Raw genomic sequence first — 14670 nt, 5'->3', positions numbered from 1 at the left:
GCGGGAGCAAGCTCCCTCGCCACAAAGGCTTACGGCAATTCGCGACTCGCGTAGAACGCGCTCAACACCTTCACCAGATGCGCCAGGTCATGGCTGCCACACAGCTCGCGGATCGAATGCATGGCGAACGTCGGCAGGCCGATGTCCACGGTGCGTACGCCCAGTTGGCTGGCGGTGATTGGGCCGATGGTCGAGCCGCAGCCCATGTCGCTGCGCACCACGAAGCTCTGCACCGGCACTTCTTCGGCCATGCACAAATGACGGAAGAACCCGGCGGTTTCGCTGTTGGTGGCGTAGCGCTGGTTGCTGTTGACCTTGATCACTGGGCCGGCGTTGAGCTTGGGGCCGTGGTTGGCGTCGTGCTTGTCGGCATAGTTGGGGTGCACGCCGTGGGCGTTGTCCGCCGAAACCAGCAGGGATTTCTGAATGGTCCGGACGAACTCTTCACCTTCGGGCAGCAGGCGCCGCAAGGTCTGTTCCAGCATCGGCCCGTCGGCGCCACAGGCCGAGCATGAGCCGACCTCCTCGTGATCGTTGCACACCAGCACGCAGGTTTCTTCGGTGTCCGCGTTCAGCAAGGCTTGCAGGCCGGCGTAGCACGACAGCAGGTTGTCCAGGCGCGCGCCGGCAATGAAATCGCCGTGCAGGCCGATGACCGCGGCGCTTTGGGTGTCGTAGAAACTCAACTCGTAATCGAGCACCACGTCGGCGTTCAGGCCGTGTTCGCGGGCGAGTTGGTCGGTGAGCACGGCGCGAAAATCAACGCGTTCGTCGCCGGCGAACTGGGCGAGGATCGGCGGCAGCTCGTTCTGTGGGTTGATGGCCCAGCCCTGGTTGGCTTCGCGATTGAGATGAATGGCCAGGTTCGGGATCGTGGCGATCGGCGCCTTGAAGTCGATCAACTGGCTTTCGACCTTGCCATCGCGGCGGAAGGTCACGCGACCGGCCAAGGACAGGTCACGGTCGAACCATGGCGCCAGCAGCGCGCCGCCGTAGACTTCCACGCCCAGCTGCCAGAACCCGTGGCGTTGCAGTTCCGGCTGCGGCTTGACCCGCAGGCAAGGGCTGTCGGTATGGGCGCCGACCAGGCGGATGCCGTCGTGCAGCGGTGAGTTGCGGCCGAGCTTGAAGGCGATGATCGAGGAGTCGTTGCGCGTGACGTAATAACGACCGTTGGCCTCGGTGGCCCAGGTTTCGCGTTCGTCAAGACGCTGGTAACCCGCCGCCTCCAGGCGCTGGACAAGGCTGGCGGTGGCGTGGAACGGGGTGGGGGAGGCCTTGAGGAAGTCGATGAGGCCCTGGTTCAACTCTGCGCGCATAAATAACTCCAGACAGCAATGGGCGGGAGTTTACCCCATCGGGTCGCGACATTGCAGGGCCAATGCCGCGACCCAGGCGGGTCAGCCGAACATCACCCGGCCTTGCAAAAACACCTCGCGGCGTTCCTTGCGACCCAGGTGGGTGTGCTTGCTGACTTGGTAAACCTTGTCGAAATCCGCCATCGATACTGGCGGTTTCTGTTTGAGGTAGTCCTCCACCAGCATGTCGTACCGAGCTTCGGTGATGAACCGGTAAATCTCCCGGTGATAGAAGAAGCCGAGCTGAAAGCCGAGTGTTTCGCTGGGATACAGCGTTGGCCGGGAGAAACAGTTCTCGAAATCGATCGCCATGAGCGGGCATTGCACATCAGCAGGTTGCATGAGATTGCCCGCCCAGAAATCCATGTGGCTGATGTTTCTACGGGTGAGGGAATCCAACAGATCGAACGCTTTTCGGATGAATGTTTCGATTTGCCCGGGATGCTCCGCCAACCATTTCGCGCCGTCGGTGTAACCCTCCAGCAACTGGGTGATAAGGAAATAATCCTGGGCCAGGCCTAATCCGCCACGGGTGTAGCCGAACCCCTGGAGCGCCGGCATCTGAACGCCTCGATGCTGGGCCTGCAGCGTGTTCTGCAGTTCTTCCAATGGCCAATCGAAGCGCCCGTTGCGTCTGGGCGTGCAGAAGGTCACGCGGACTTTGCTTTGAAAGCTGTCCAGACGCTGGACCTTGGCGAACAGTGACTGTTTGCTACCGGGAATAATGGCTGTCGCGCGCGTCACCGTGCGCTTGCGGCGATTGACGATCAACTGTCGCAGCGCGTGCTCAGTGTGATGACAAGGTTCGTCCCGCAAATGCAGATCGGTGTTCAAGAAACGGAAGGTGTAGGGATAGTCCCGATGGAGCGGCGAGGTGTCTGGCACGGGCGTCCTGCCTTGGCGAAAGGCGATTATCTTAGACACATTTCGTTTAATGTGAATATTTTTTTACAAACAGGACGGTCGCCGAAGCCTGTAAGCCGGGGACTACATGGCCCGACTTATGTAAACACCAACGTCTAGAAAGGCGCCGGGCACTCGAAGCGCAGGCGCTCGCCGCTTTGCGGGTGGGTGAAGCTGAGCATGCTGGCGTGCAGACACAAGCGTGGCCAGGCGGCCAAGGCCTGCGGGTGGGCGTAGAGTCCGTCACCTAGCAACGGATGGCCAATGGAAAGCATGTGCACCCGCAGCTGGTGGGAGCGCCCGGTGATCGGCGTCAGCTCGACCCGACACCAGTCGTCGCAGCGTTCCAGCACGCGCCAGAACGTCAGGGCGTGTTTGCCTTGCTCATGGTCCACCACGTGACGAGGTTTGGTCGGCGGGTCGTAGCGCAAGGGCAGGTCGATGCTGCCGCTGTCCAGCTCCGGTTGGCCCCAGCACAATGCCGTGTAGGCTTTTTCGGTTTCACGGTCATGAAACTGCCGAGACAGTTCGCGATGCGTATCCGGGTCGCGGGCCAACAGGATGATGCCGGACGTTTCCCAGTCCAGCCGGTGCACGATTCGTGCTTCCGGATAGCCGTTTTCCTGCAGGCGGGTGATCAGGCAGTCTTTGTTGTCGTCCGCCCGGCCAGGCACGGAGAGCAGCAGGGTCGGCTTGTCGACCACGAGCACGGCGGCGTCCTGGTGGATGATGCGGATGTTGGACAGGGGCATTAAACAGTCTCGTTACAAACGCCAACGGCGGCTCGGGCCTTTCTCAATTCCCGAAGGAAGAGCAGAAGAGCCCGAGCCGCCGTGGCTCCCGCCGGTGCGATCAGCGATCCGGCAGGGTGATATTGAGTTCCAGGATCGAGCAGCTGCCCTGGCTTTCCAGCGCGACATGCACGTCATCGTTGCCGATATTGACGTACTTGCGGATCACTTCCACCAGTTCCTTCTGCAACGCAGGCAGGTAGTCCGGGGTGCTGCGTTGGCCGCGTTCGTGCGCCACGATGATCTGTAGACGCTCTTTCGCTACCGAGGCGGTACTTGGCTTTTTGTTGGCACGAAAGAAGTCAAAAAGGTTCATTACCTACCTCCAAACAGGCGCTCGAAGAAACCTTTCTTCGTGACGTCGAGGAATCGATGTTCGACGGTTTTGCCCAGCAGACGATCGACCGCATCGCTATACGCCTGGCCGGCGTCGCTCTGGTCGTCAAGAATGACCGGCACGCCGGAGTTCGAGGCCTTGAGTACGGCTTGGGATTCTGGAATCACGCCCAGCAGGGTCACCGCGAGGATTTCCTTGACGTCTTCGACGCCGAGCATTTCGCCGTCGCTGACGCGTTGCGGATTGTAGCGGGTCAGCAGCAAGTGTTCCTTGATCGGCTCTTCGCCTTTCTCGGCACGACGGGATTTGCTCGCCAACAGGCCCAGCATGCGGTCGGAGTCACGTACCGACGACACTTCCGGGTTGGTCACGACAATCGCTTCGTCCGCGAAGTACATGGCCAGGTGGGCACCCTTCTCGATACCGGCCGGGGAGTCGCAGACCACGAACTCGAAGTCTTCCTTGAGTTGCATCAGGACTTTTTCCACGCCTTCCTGGGTCAGCGCGTCTTTGTCGCGGGTCTGGCTGGCGGCCAGCACGTAGAGGTTTTCAAGGCGCTTGTCCTTGATCAGGGCCTGCTGCAGGTTCGCTTCACCGTTGACCACGTTGACGAAGTCATAGACCACGCGACGCTCGCAACCCATGATCAGGTCGAGGTTACGCAGGCCGACGTCGAAGTCGACGATGACTGTTTTGTGGCCGCGCAAGGCGAGGCCGGTACCGATAGCGGCGCTGGTGGTGGTCTTACCCACACCACCCTTGCCGGATGTAACCACGAGAATCTTGGCCAAGGTGTTTCACCCCTAAGGAAAAAGGACTTTGTCAGCCCCTGAAAAACATCTCTGGAAAACTGCTGCAATTGGACAGGCTTGGCTGGAATCGGATGTGCGGCGGGGTCTACCTCCGGTAAACACTGCCTGATCTTTTTCCTGCGTCGTTTAAGCCGTTTTCGCTACGTTCTAGAGATGCTTGGAAAATGCGGCAGTATCCGTTAAAGCCGAATGATGTTCAACACGTCGCCCGAAAGGCTGATCTGGACGCCGGCCCCCCACAACGGGTCGCGCCGCAAATCCTCGGAAACCTTGTAATGCCCAGCGATGGAGACCAGTTCCGCGCTCAACTGCTGACAAAAAATCCTCGCCTTGGTGTCGCCCTTGACACCGGCCAGCGCTCGGCCGCGCATCGGGCCGTATACATGGATGTTGCCATCGGCCAGAAGTTCCGCGCCCGGGCTGACCGAGGACACGATGACCAGATCGCCACCCTGGGCGTAGATCTGCTGTCCGCCGCGCACCGGTGAGGTGATGATTCGAGTGGGCTTGACGGTGGGCTCTGGCGGTTTTTCCGGCTTTTTCGGTTCGGCCGGGCTCAGCTCCAGCACGCGTTCGCGGGCACCGGAGGGCGGCAGCACCGGAATGTCCACGGCGATGGCGGCGGCGATGTCTTCGATGCGGCTGGCGCGGATCGCCAGGGTGCGCAGGCCATGCTGGCGGCAAACGCGCATCAGGCCTGGCAAATCCACCGAGCCTTCGCCGGCCGGCAGTTTGTCCAACGCCAGCACCAGCGGGGCGTTGCTGAAAAAATTCGGGGCCTGGGCGACTTTCGCCGCCAACTGCCGGTCAAGACCTTCCAGGTCGTTACGGGCCAGTTCCAGCACCGTAATGGCGAGCATGCTGCCCTTCAGCTGGAACACGGGATCTTGGTCTAGCGGTTCGGTTTGGCTCATGGTCGGCGTACAACGACTTGTCACTAAAAGTGCCGAGACTTATAACGAGATCGCCCGCGAGCCGCAAGCCGAGTCGAACAATGTAGAATGCGCGGCCCAGGTCTTGATGGAAGCTGTAATGGATCGCCCGCGTTTTCGAGCTGCGTTTTTTCATCCGCGTTTCTGGCTGCTGTGGTGTGGCCTGGGATTGTTGTGGCTGATTGTCCAGTTGCCTTATCCGCTGTTACTGCGGGTCGGCCGTGCGTTGGGCGCGCTGATGTTCCGGGTGGCCGGCGACCGGCGGCGCATCGCCAGTCGCAACCTGGAGCTGTGTTTCCCCGAGAAGTCCGCTGCCGAACGCAAGCGCTTGCTCAAGGAAAACTTTGCCTCCACCGGTATCGCCTTCTTCGAAATGGCCATGAGCTGGTGGTGGTCACGTTCGCGCCTGGCGAAGCTCGCCCATGTCGAAGGGCTCGAGCATCTCAAGCAGGCCCAGCGCGACGGCAAGGGCGTGATCCTGATGGCGCTGCATTTCACCACGCTGGAAATCGGCGCGGCGTTGCTGGGGCAGCAGCACACCATCGATGGCATGTATCGTGAGCACAAGAACCCGCTGTTCGACTACATCCAGCGCCGGGGCCGTGAACGCCACAACCTCGATTCCCTGGCGGTGGAGCGCGATGATGTGCGCGGCATGCTCAAGTTGCTGCGCGCCGGCCGGGCGATCTGGTATGCGCCGGACCAGGACTACGGCGCCAAGCAAAGTGTGTTCGTGCCGCTGTTCGGTATCCAGGCGGCGACAGTGACCGCAACCAGCAAGTTCGCCCGCTTGGGCAAGGCGCTGGTCGTGCCGTTCGTCCAGGAACGCCTGGCCGATGGCAGCGGCTATCGGCTGGTGATCCAGGCGCCGCTGGAAGATTTTCCGGGCGAGACCGAAGAGGCCGATTGCCTGCGGATCAACCAATGGGTAGAGCGTTCGGTAAGCCAGTGCCCCGAGCAATACCTCTGGGCCCACCGGCGGTTCAAGACCCGTCCACCGGGCGAGCCGAAGCTGTACGAAAAGCGCGGTTGAGCGTGTAGCCTTAATTGACTGACGACGGAGTATTGCGATGACCCCAGCTGAACCGGTAACAGGTTTGATTCTTTCCGGCGGCGGGGCTCGAGCGGCGTATCAGGTAGGCGTACTGGCGGCCATCGCCGAGTTGTTGCCGGACGGGGCGCGAAATCCTTTCCCAGTGATCGTCGGCACGTCGGCCGGTGCGATCAACGCGGTCAGCCTGGCGAGCGGGGCGATGGACTTCAAGAGCGCCATTGAGCGCCTGACGGCCTTCTGGCAGGCGGTGCGCAGCCATCAGGTCATGCGCAGCGACTGGCGTGGCGTGATGGGCCAGGCGACGCGTTTTTTCATTCATAGCCTGCTCGGCCTGGGCGCCAAGCTGCCGGTGGCGCTGATCGACAGTTCGCCCTTGCGCGAACTGCTCCAGGCACAGTTCCACGCGTCGGGTATCGAACAGGCGATCGCCGAGCATCAATTGCGCGCAGTGGCGGTGACCGCGTTCGGCTACGAATCCGGACAGGCGGTGACGTTCTATCAAGGTCGCGGCACCATTGGCGCCTGGCTGCGGCATCGGCGCATCGGTGTGCCCACGCAGCTGACGGTTGAGCACCTGCTGGCCAGCTCGGCGATCCCCTTGCTGTTTGCGCCGGTCAAGATCGGCCCACAGTATTTCGGCGACGGCGCGGTGCGCCAATCGGCGCCGATCAGCCCGGCCCTGCACCTGGGGGCGAATCGAGTGCTGGTCATCGGTGTGAGCGGCAACCCCCGTGGCGCGGGTGGGCTAACTCCGATGGAGCGCACCTACACCGGGCAGCAACCGAGCCTCGCGCAGATCGGCGGCCATATGCTCAACAGCACGTTCATCGACAGCCTGGAAAGCGACATCGAGCTGCTCGAGCGCCTGAACCAGTTCAGTCACATGCTACCCGACGACGTACCGGCCCACGCCCTCGGCGCAGCTCCGGTGGAGGTGCTGGTAATTTCGCCGAGCCAGCCAATCGACGAGATCGCTGCCCGTCATCGCCAGGAACTGCCCCGTGCACTGCGGGTGTTCTTGCGCGGACCGGGTGCGACCAAGACCAGTGGTGCCGGGGTGCTGAGTTATCTGCTGTTCGAGGCGGGGTATTGCGGCGAGTTGATCGAACTGGGGCGCCAGGACGCGTTGGCGCAACGTGAGGCGTTGAGTCGGTTTCTGGGGTTGCAAGCAGGTCCACCGTGATCGTGAGCCGGCTCACGCCCACAATGGTCCTGCTGCGCGCGCTCATCTCGATCAGAAATGGTACTTCAGCAAGAAGCTGGTATTGCTCTGGTTGGTCTTGAACCCGTCGCTGTCTTCAATCGCGTATTTGTTCTTCCAGTAGTCATATTCCACCCCCACATACAACTGTTTTGCGCCCAACTTCAGGGCTTTGCCCAAGTCATATTTGATCTGCGGGACGATGTGCAGGTTGGCGTGGTACGTGCCCTTGGAGTTGGTGTCATTGTCCACCACCCAATCTATGAACCCGTCGAACAGGATGTCGGATGAACCCACGGGCACGGTAATGGCCCAGACCGGGGTGATCTGCCAGACGTTGTCGCCGGCACGCGGGCCTTCGGTCTGGCGATTGTAGAAATTCAGTTGGAAGTAATCGAAACCGGGAATCGCCAGGTCAAAACCCGGGCCGATCAGGTACGACTCGTTGTCGCCTTCGCCGAACTCGTAGGTCATGGCCAGCAGGACGTCCTTGACCGGGCCCAGTGCGAGCTTCTGGTCGAAGATCTTGCCGAACGACAGGCGTGGGCTGAATTCGCCGTAATAAGTGTTCGGGCCGGAATTGCTATCGTCCTGGCCGTTGTAGAAGATCCGGTCGAGGAAGAAGAAGTTGTCGCCGTATTTCCAGGCATCGGCGTGCTCGAACGTCACGGTTTGCTGGATGCGCGGGTTGATCTGGAAATCCTTGCCATAGAGGTAGCTCAGGCTGTTGTTTTGCCACTGGAGGAGATCGCCTGCCATCGCCTGGCCCCCGGCCAACAACGATCCCGCGAGTATCAGGTTGGTGCTCGTACGTTTCATTCGGTTTGCTCCCAAAGGTAGGTGGTACCGCGTTTCTTGTCGTCAGCGCTCTGGTGTGGCGCCTTTTTCCACGGACAAAACATCCGTTCGGTCAGCTTTTTGTTTGTGGCAAGGGCTGAAAGTCGGTGAGTCGCTCAGGTTCTGATTGTTGTTATGAGGTGTCCGGGTTCGAACGGCCGCGCAGGATACGGACTTGCCCGTAGAGGCTCAAGTACGCGGCAACGGCGCATTTGCGACGAGTTGTGAGTAACGGTCGGGCGTCTGCATGGGTGCTTTCCTCTTGTTCTTATTGTTGAGGCGCAGGCAGCCGCTGACGGGCGACCGGTCGGGTGCCGGTCTGCCTGTCTGCGGTATTGCGTGTGTAACGGGACTAGTGGGTGCGCGCGCCTTGGGTGATCCAGGCGCCGATCAGATCGCGTTCCTGCTGGGTCATCTGCGTGATGTTGCCCAGCGGCATGATCTGGGTGGTCACCGCCTGGGCCTGGATGCGCGCGGCCTCTTGCTGGATCTGCTGCGGCGTGTCGAACATCACCCCGCCCGGCGCTGCGCTGAACAGCGGGCTGGTGGGTTTGGCCGAATGGCAGACCGAGCAGCGCTCCTGGATCACGCTATGGACTTTGTCGAACGAAGGGCCCTGGGCGTTGGAAGCCTGGGCGGGCGCCGCTGCCGGGGCGGTCGCCGCCGTCGCCGGTTTGGCGCCACCGCCCACCGCCGTTTCCGGCAACGGTTGGTACTCGATCACGCCGGGTGCCTTGGCCACTTCCGGCGCGGTGGGCATGGGCTTGGGACCGGTGACATAAGCCAGGCAAATCATCGCCAGGGCGCCGACTGGCAGCGTCCAGGCAAATCGGTTGCTGTCATGCCGCGTGTTGAAGTAGTGCCGCACCAACACCGCCGCCACGGCGATCCCGGCCAGGATCAGCCAGTTGTATTGGCTGCCGTAGGTGCTCGGGAAGTGGTTGCTGATCATGATGAACAGCACCGGCAGGGTGAAGTAGTTGTTGTGGCGCGAACGCAACAAACCCTTGGCTGGCAGCGCTGGATCGGGGGTGCGGTTCTCGGCAATGGCCGCGACCAAGGCCCGTTGTGCCGGCATGATGATGCGGAACACGTTACCGACCATGATCGTGCCGATGACGGCGCCCACGTGCAGGTAAGCACCACGACCGCTGAACACCTTGCTGAACCCATATGCCGCGGCGATCAACAGCACGAACAGGATCAGGCCGAGCAGGGCAGGGCGCTTGCCCAGGGCGGAATCGCAAAGAAAGGAGTAGACGAACCAGCCGACGAACAAAGAACCGATGCCCAGGGCCACGCCCTCGGCGCCACTCAAGCTGCTGCCGGGAGCCAGCAGGTAAACGGTCGGGTTCCAATAGAACACCACGCACAGCAGGGCGATGCCCGACATCCAGGTGAAATAGGCTTCCCATTTGAACCAGTGCAGGTTGTCCGGCATGGACGGTGGCGCGAGCTTGTATTTTTCCAGGTGATAGATACCGCCACCGTGGATGGCCCACAGGTCGCCAGCCAAGCCGCTCCTGGGGTTGACGCGATTGAGGTTGTTTTCCAGCCAGACGAAGTAGAACGACGCGCCGATCCAGGCCACGCCAGTGATCATATGAACCCAGCGAACGCTCAGGTTCAGCCATTCCAGCATATGTGCTTCCACAGTCTTTACCTCTCGCCCGTCACCCTTGTTTCGGGTGATCGGACCTTCTCTTATTGGTGGGGGGCGAGGATCAATAACTCATCCTCTTTGAAAAAATGCTCATCGCAGTTATTGCCTGTGCCACTGCGATCAACCACCAGGAAGTCATCCCGCTTTTCGATCGTCAGCACCGGGTGGTGCCAGACGCCGCGATGGTAATTGATGCCCTGCCTGCCGTTGGTGACGAAGGCGCGGACCAAGCCTGATACAGGTGCATCGCCAAGTGGCGCGACCACGATCAGAAAGGGGTTGCCGAGCAGCGGGATGAAGGCCTGGCTGCCCAGCGGATGACGCTCCAGCATGCGCACGGTCAGCGGCATGTCCTGCGCGTCGGCGCGGAAAATGCTGATGATCGCCTGATCGTCCGGCGTAGCGGTTTCAACCGTCGCCAGGCGATGGAAGCGCATGGTCGAACCGTTGTTGATCATGAAGTGATCGCTGCCGTCGGTTTCGATCACGTCACCGAACGGGGCGAAGGCTTCTTTGGTCAGCGGTTCGATCTTGAGTGTGCGCATGCTGGTCTTCTTAATCTTTTGAGTTTGATCGTTCCCACGCTCTGCGTGGGAACGCCGCCATGGACGCTCCGCGTCCACTGTGACGCGCAGCGTCACGGTATGCATTCCCACGCAGAGCTTGGGAACGATCATCGCAATCTTATTTTGCGACCTTGCCCAACACCCGCAGGCGACTCACGCCACCATCCGGGAACACGTTCAGGCGAATGTGGGTGATCGGTCCAAGCGCCTTGATCTGTTCGGCAAAGGCGTGTTCGGCATGCATTTCCAGTTTCTGGCTCGGCAGCAGTTCGCGCCAGAACAACGACTGCGTTTCGATCTGGCTGTCGGTGCCGCCTTTGACGAACGCGCCCTGGATCGAGCAACTGTCGGGGTAGTTGCCCTTGAAGTGCAGCGTGTCGACGACGACTTTTTCAACGATGCCGGCGTGGCCCAGGGCGACGATCACCCAGTCGTTGCCCGGGGTGCGACGACGGGCGGTTTCCCAGCCGTCGCCCATGTTGATGCCACGGCCCGGGTTGAGGATGTTGCTCATGCGGCCGAAGTGTTCATCGGAGCAGGCCAGGGCGCGGCCACCGTTGAGGGCAGCGGCCAGGTCGATCTGTTCGTTGTCGCCCACGGCGGACCAGTCGCGGTACGGAATGCCGTAAACCCGCAACCGGGCTACGCCGCCATCCGGGTAAATGTTGAAGCGCAGGTGGCTGAACGCCTGGTCGTTGCCGATTTCGTGGTAGTGGTGGCTGTCGCCTTTCAACTCGACGGCCGACAGCACTTCGGTCCACTGGGTGTTTTCGTCCGGCTCGCCTTGCGCCAGGAAGCAGGCTTCCAGGGAGGCCGACGGTGGGTAGTTGCCGGTGAAGAATGAGGTGTCGATGTCCACGCCCTTGATCGAGCCGGGTACACCGAGGCGAATCACCGCGCTGTCGTAGCCTTCGAAGCGCTTGCGGCGCGACTCCCAGCCGTCCATCCATTTGCCGTTGTCATCGAACACGCCCTCCTTCCACACGGCCGGGGTCGGCTGGAACAGCCGGTTGGCGTCGGCGAACCAGTCATCGGTGACCGAAATGATTTTGGTGCCCAGGCGGGCGTCGGCCAGGTTGACGAACTTCTCGAACGGTACGGCGTAAGCTTTCATTCTTCTTGTCTGCCTTTGATAAGTTGGCTGGGGATGCTTGCAGGACCTGGTCTTGAGGTGCTGCTCGCTAAAGGGTCAGTAATCGGAACAACGCGATCTTGTTGATCTCGGCCAGCGCGCATTTGAATTCGACGTCTGTCGAGTTATGGATGCGCGTTTCGAACGCGGCGAGGATCTGGTGCCGGTTGCTGCCTTTTACCGCCATGATGAAGGGAAACTTGAACTTGGCTTTGTAGGCCTCGTTCAGCTCGGTGAAGCGCTGGAACTCTTCGGCCGTGCATTGGTGAATACCGGCACCAGCCTGTTCGTTCGTGCTGGCTTCGGTCAGTTGGCCCTGGACGGCGGCTTTGCCGGCCAGGTCCGGGTGAGCGTTGATCAGCGCCAGTTGGCTGGCGTGATCGGCGCTCAACAGGATGTCGCTCATGCGCTGGTGCAGGGTTTCGATCTGGTCGATCGACGGATCCTGGCCCAGATCGAAAGCCTTTTCGGCGACCCATGGCGAATGTTCGTAGATATCAGCGAAGGCTTTGACGAAGGCTTCGCGGCTCAAGGTGGAAGGCTTGAAAGTCTGGAAAGCGGTCATTTGGACGCTCCCTGATACGGATGGGTTTGCTGCCAGTGGCGCGCGATGTCGACACGGCGGCTGAACCAGACGTGTTCATGGCCTTTGACGTATTCGAGAAACCGCTTGAGGGAGGCCAGGCGCGCAGGACGGCCTATCAGCCGGCAATGCAGGCCGATGGAGAGCATCTTCGGTGCCTCGGCCCCTTCGGCATACAACACGTCGAAGGCGTCCTTGAGGTATTGAAAGAAGTCGTCGCCCTTGTTGAAACCCTGCACTTGGGTAAAGCGCATGTCGTTGGTGTCCAGGGTGTACGGGATCACCAGGTGCGGCTTGCCGGTGGGGTTGTTCGGTTCCCAGTAGGGCAGGTCGTCGTCATAGGTGTCGCTGTCATAGAGGAAACCGCCTTCTTCCATCACCAGCCGGCGGGTGTTGGGACCGGTGCGGCCGGTGTACCAACCCAGCGGGCGCTCGCCGGTGATTTCGGTGAGGATGCGGATCGCTTCGAGCATGTGCTCGCGCTCCTGGGCTTCATCCATGTACTGGTAGTCGATCCAGCGATATCCGTGGCTGCAGATTTCATGACCGGCGGCGACCATGGCGCGGATCACGTCGGGGTGGCGCTGCGCCGCCATGGCGACGGCGAATATGGTCAGCGGAATGTCGAATTCCTTGAACAGCTTGAGGATGCGCCAGACGCCGGCACGGCTGCCATACTCATATAGCGACTCCATGCTCATGTTGCGCTCGCCCAACAGCGGTTGCGCCGACACCATTTCCGAGAGGAACGCTTCGGACTCACGGTCGCCATGCAGGATGTTGCGCTCGCCGCCTTCTTCGTAGTTGAGCACGAAGGACAGGGCGATGCGGGCATTGCCCGGCCAATGAGGATGGGGAGGGTTACTGCCGTAACCGATCAGGTCGCGTAGGTAGTCAGCGCTCACTGCAGTCTTCCTTCTTGTTCGAACCATGTGGGTGGCGCCCAGGCTTGAATATCTGGCTGGCGTCACGACGATGGAGTGATTGTATACAACTTATCGAGCGACTTGTAAGCCCGTTTTTGGCATTTTTTACCGCAGGCGACGGTTTGTCTACACTGCAAGAAATCTGCCCACTTGGTCAATTTATACCCTGGCAGCCGGCGGGTGCGCTGGATCGGGCACGGATCGAGGTGCCGCGCGCATCATCAGCCACATCACGCAGATTTCTGTTTTTAATTGTGTACAATTTGAGATTGAAGTGTCTTAATTCGCTCACTGCTGCATCGTTTCATGCTTCGAAACGGTGCAGCCTGTCTTTTCAACTGACTCAGGAGGCGCCGTGCCGGGCTGCTCAGCAGCTAGGCACGCACAATCAATGGGACGTCTGACTACACACGTTTTGGATGCCGCACACGGCTGCCCGGGCAGCTCGATCAAGGTCGAGCTGTACCGCGTAGAAGGTTCGCAATTGCACTGGGTTGCCAGTGCATTGACCAATAGCGACGGCCGTTGCGATACACCGCTGTTGCAAGGGGATGACTACCGCAGCGGCGTCTATCAGATTCAATTCCATGCCGGCGATTACTATCGTGCCCGTGGCGTCCAGCTGTCCGAACCGGCGTTCCTGGATGTGGTGGTGCTGCGCTTTGGTATTTCCCAGGAGCAAGAGCATTACCATGTGCCCTTGTTGATTTCGCCTTACGCCTATTCAACGTATCGAGGCAGCTGAGCCCCCAAGCAGCTGCCTTGCCCTGGAAGCGATTGCGCATGGCTTCTTTGGTTTTTAGCCCGCTCACACTGCGGGCTTTTTTTGACCTGTGGAAAAGTGCTATCTGGGAGCGCGCCTTCGCGAGCAAGCTCGCGAAGCTCCTGCTGTCTAGCGGCTCAACAATGAAGCCGCCCCCGCCCCGCTGAACAATCCCGCACTGACCCGGTTGAACCAGCTCTGGCCCTTGCCTGTGCGCAGGTACCGCGCCGCGCCGTGGGCGCCAAGGCCATAGGCCAACTTGCATAAAAGATCCAGCACGGTCCAGGTGGCGATCATGACCAGCAACTGCGGGAGGAACGGTTGTTGCGCGCTGAGGAACTGTGGCAGGAAGGCGGCGAAGAAGAGGATGTCCTTGGGGTTGCTCGCGCCCAGTACGAACGCTCGACCGAACAAGGCGCGAAAGCGCGGAACGGCGGCCGCCTGCGGCACCTCGGCAGCCTGGGCAGGCTGGCGCGATTGCTGCCAGCTCTGCCAGGCGAGGTAAAACAGGTACAGCGCGCCGACGATCTTCAGGGCGCTGAACAATTGCTCCGAGGCCAGCAGCAGCGCCCCGAGCCCCAGCGCCGAAGCGCTCAACAGGCAGATCGAGGCCATGACCCCGCCGAGAAACGCTGGATAAGAGCGGCGCAGGCCGTAGTTGAGGCTGTTACTGATCATCAGCAGCGACAGCGGGCCGGGGATAAGGATCACCACTAACGCGGCGCCGCTGAACAATAACCAGGGTTCCAGATTCATTGCTTTGCTCCTGATGCACAAAAGCCCCACCAATGGGGTGAGGCGGATGAAGATGT

At 60.8% G+C, this 14670-nt stretch carries 16 protein-coding genes; 3 read left to right on the top strand and 13 right to left on the bottom strand.

Going from position 1 to position 14670, the window contains the following annotated elements; translation table 11 throughout:
* Positions 1-29 precede the first annotated feature (29 nt).
* The 6 genes from HU742_RS19050 to minC form a co-directional block, all read right to left on the bottom strand.
* Positions 30-1319, bottom strand: coding sequence for a M18 family aminopeptidase (locus tag HU742_RS19050; protein ID WP_186642976.1), 1290 nt, complete (start codon positions 1317-1319; stop codon positions 30-32).
* 81 nt (positions 1320-1400) lie between these two features.
* The gene (locus tag HU742_RS19045; protein WP_186637354.1) at positions 1401-2243 is read right to left on the bottom strand and encodes a hypothetical protein; all 843 of its coding nucleotides are present in this window, start codon (positions 2241-2243) and stop codon (positions 1401-1403) included.
* A 134-nt stretch (positions 2244-2377) separates the two neighbouring features.
* Complete coding sequence (locus tag HU742_RS19040) at positions 2378-3013, bottom strand: RluA family pseudouridine synthase (RefSeq protein WP_186610348.1); 636 nt, start codon at positions 3011-3013, stop codon at positions 2378-2380.
* Positions 3014-3113: 100 nt separating this feature from the next.
* Positions 3114-3368: a cell division topological specificity factor MinE gene (gene minE, locus HU742_RS19035; protein ID WP_039594520.1), complete on the bottom strand. Its 255-nt coding sequence runs from the start codon at positions 3366-3368 to the stop codon at positions 3114-3116.
* Positions 3368-4180 (bottom strand): septum site-determining protein MinD, encoded by an 813-nt coding sequence (minD, locus tag HU742_RS19030; protein WP_003179114.1) that lies wholly within the window; start codon positions 4178-4180, stop codon positions 3368-3370. Before minD ends, minE begins: the two co-directional genes overlap by 1 nt.
* A gap of 200 nt (positions 4181-4380) precedes the next feature.
* Complete coding sequence (gene minC / locus HU742_RS19025; protein ID WP_186642977.1) at positions 4381-5115, bottom strand: septum site-determining protein MinC; 735 nt, start codon at positions 5113-5115, stop codon at positions 4381-4383.
* Positions 5116-5233: 118 nt separating this feature from the next.
* Here minC and HU742_RS19020 point away from each other — a divergent pair, with 118 nt between their 5' ends.
* On the top strand, positions 5234-6166 hold the full coding sequence (locus HU742_RS19020; RefSeq protein WP_186637348.1) for a lipid A biosynthesis lauroyl acyltransferase: 933 nt from the start codon (positions 5234-5236) through the stop codon (positions 6164-6166).
* A gap of 37 nt (positions 6167-6203) precedes the next feature.
* Positions 6204-7370 (top strand): patatin-like phospholipase family protein, encoded by a 1167-nt coding sequence (locus tag HU742_RS19015; RefSeq protein ID WP_186642978.1) that lies wholly within the window; start codon positions 6204-6206, stop codon positions 7368-7370.
* Between the two features lie 51 nt (positions 7371-7421).
* Here HU742_RS19015 and HU742_RS19010 read toward each other — a convergent pair whose 3' ends face one another.
* The 6 genes from HU742_RS19010 to puuE all read right to left on the bottom strand — a co-directional run bounded on the left by HU742_RS19010 (position 7422) and on the right by puuE (position 13074).
* Positions 7422-8207, bottom strand: a complete 786-nt coding sequence (locus HU742_RS19010; protein ID WP_186610352.1) for an outer membrane protein OmpK — start codon at positions 8205-8207, stop codon at positions 7422-7424.
* Between the two features lie 370 nt (positions 8208-8577).
* On the bottom strand, positions 8578-9879 hold the full coding sequence (locus tag HU742_RS19005; protein ID WP_186637344.1) for a urate hydroxylase PuuD: 1302 nt from the start codon (positions 9877-9879) through the stop codon (positions 8578-8580).
* Between the two features lie 50 nt (positions 9880-9929).
* On the bottom strand, positions 9930-10433 hold the full coding sequence (locus HU742_RS19000) for an ureidoglycolate lyase (protein WP_186637417.1): 504 nt from the start codon (positions 10431-10433) through the stop codon (positions 9930-9932).
* 139 nt (positions 10434-10572) lie between these two features.
* A complete protein-coding gene (gene alc / locus HU742_RS18995; protein WP_186637341.1) occupies positions 10573-11568 on the bottom strand; it encodes an allantoicase in 996 nt (331 codons plus the stop codon).
* 67 nt (positions 11569-11635) lie between these two features.
* On the bottom strand, positions 11636-12151 hold the full coding sequence (uraD, locus tag HU742_RS18990) for a 2-oxo-4-hydroxy-4-carboxy-5-ureidoimidazoline decarboxylase (protein WP_186637338.1): 516 nt from the start codon (positions 12149-12151) through the stop codon (positions 11636-11638).
* A complete protein-coding gene (puuE, locus tag HU742_RS18985; RefSeq protein ID WP_186642979.1) occupies positions 12148-13074 on the bottom strand; it encodes an allantoinase PuuE in 927 nt (308 codons plus the stop codon). Before puuE ends, uraD begins: the two co-directional genes overlap by 4 nt.
* Before the next feature lie 412 nt (positions 13075-13486).
* Here puuE and uraH point away from each other — a divergent pair, with 412 nt between their 5' ends.
* A complete protein-coding gene (gene uraH / locus HU742_RS18980) occupies positions 13487-13840 on the top strand; it encodes a hydroxyisourate hydrolase (protein ID WP_186637332.1) in 354 nt (117 codons plus the stop codon).
* A 147-nt stretch (positions 13841-13987) separates the two neighbouring features.
* Here the strand turns inward: uraH and HU742_RS18975 are convergent, their stop codons facing one another.
* Positions 13988-14614: a LysE family translocator gene (locus HU742_RS18975; protein WP_186642980.1), complete on the bottom strand. Its 627-nt coding sequence runs from the start codon at positions 14612-14614 to the stop codon at positions 13988-13990.
* Between the last annotated feature and the right edge of the window lie 56 nt (positions 14615-14670).

The sequence above is a fragment of the Pseudomonas marvdashtae genome, from assembly GCF_014268655.2.
Classification (GTDB): domain Bacteria; phylum Pseudomonadota; class Gammaproteobacteria; order Pseudomonadales; family Pseudomonadaceae; genus Aquipseudomonas; species Aquipseudomonas marvdashtae.
This window is presented reverse-complemented; position numbering and strand designations above follow the sequence as displayed.

What these genes read in the sequence shown, in the direction of transcription:
- uraH (WP_186637332.1), top strand. Translation starts at nt 13,487, where the DNA reads ATGGGACGTCTGACTACACACGTTTTGGATGCCGCACACGGCTGCCCG.
- HU742_RS19050 (WP_186642976.1), bottom strand. Translation starts at nt 1,319, where the DNA reads ATGCGCGCAGAGTTGAACCAGGGCCTCATCGACTTCCTCAAGGCCTCC.
- HU742_RS18975 (WP_186642980.1), bottom strand. Translation starts at nt 14,614, where the DNA reads ATGAATCTGGAACCCTGGTTATTGTTCAGCGGCGCCGCGTTAGTGGTG.
- minC (WP_186642977.1), bottom strand. Translation starts at nt 5,115, where the DNA reads ATGAGCCAAACCGAACCGCTAGACCAAGATCCCGTGTTCCAGCTGAAG.
- HU742_RS19010 (WP_186610352.1), bottom strand. Translation starts at nt 8,207, where the DNA reads ATGAAACGTACGAGCACCAACCTGATACTCGCGGGATCGTTGTTGGCC.
- HU742_RS19020 (WP_186637348.1), top strand. Translation starts at nt 5,234, where the DNA reads ATGGATCGCCCGCGTTTTCGAGCTGCGTTTTTTCATCCGCGTTTCTGG.
- HU742_RS19000 (WP_186637417.1), bottom strand. Translation starts at nt 10,433, where the DNA reads ATGCGCACACTCAAGATCGAACCGCTGACCAAAGAAGCCTTCGCCCCG.
- minE (WP_039594520.1), bottom strand. Translation starts at nt 3,368, where the DNA reads ATGAACCTTTTTGACTTCTTTCGTGCCAACAAAAAGCCAAGTACCGCC.
- alc (WP_186637341.1), bottom strand. Translation starts at nt 11,568, where the DNA reads ATGAAAGCTTACGCCGTACCGTTCGAGAAGTTCGTCAACCTGGCCGAC.
- uraD (WP_186637338.1), bottom strand. Translation starts at nt 12,151, where the DNA reads ATGACCGCTTTCCAGACTTTCAAGCCTTCCACCTTGAGCCGCGAAGCC.
- HU742_RS19040 (WP_186610348.1), bottom strand. Translation starts at nt 3,013, where the DNA reads ATGCCCCTGTCCAACATCCGCATCATCCACCAGGACGCCGCCGTGCTC.
- HU742_RS19015 (WP_186642978.1), top strand. Translation starts at nt 6,204, where the DNA reads ATGACCCCAGCTGAACCGGTAACAGGTTTGATTCTTTCCGGCGGCGGG.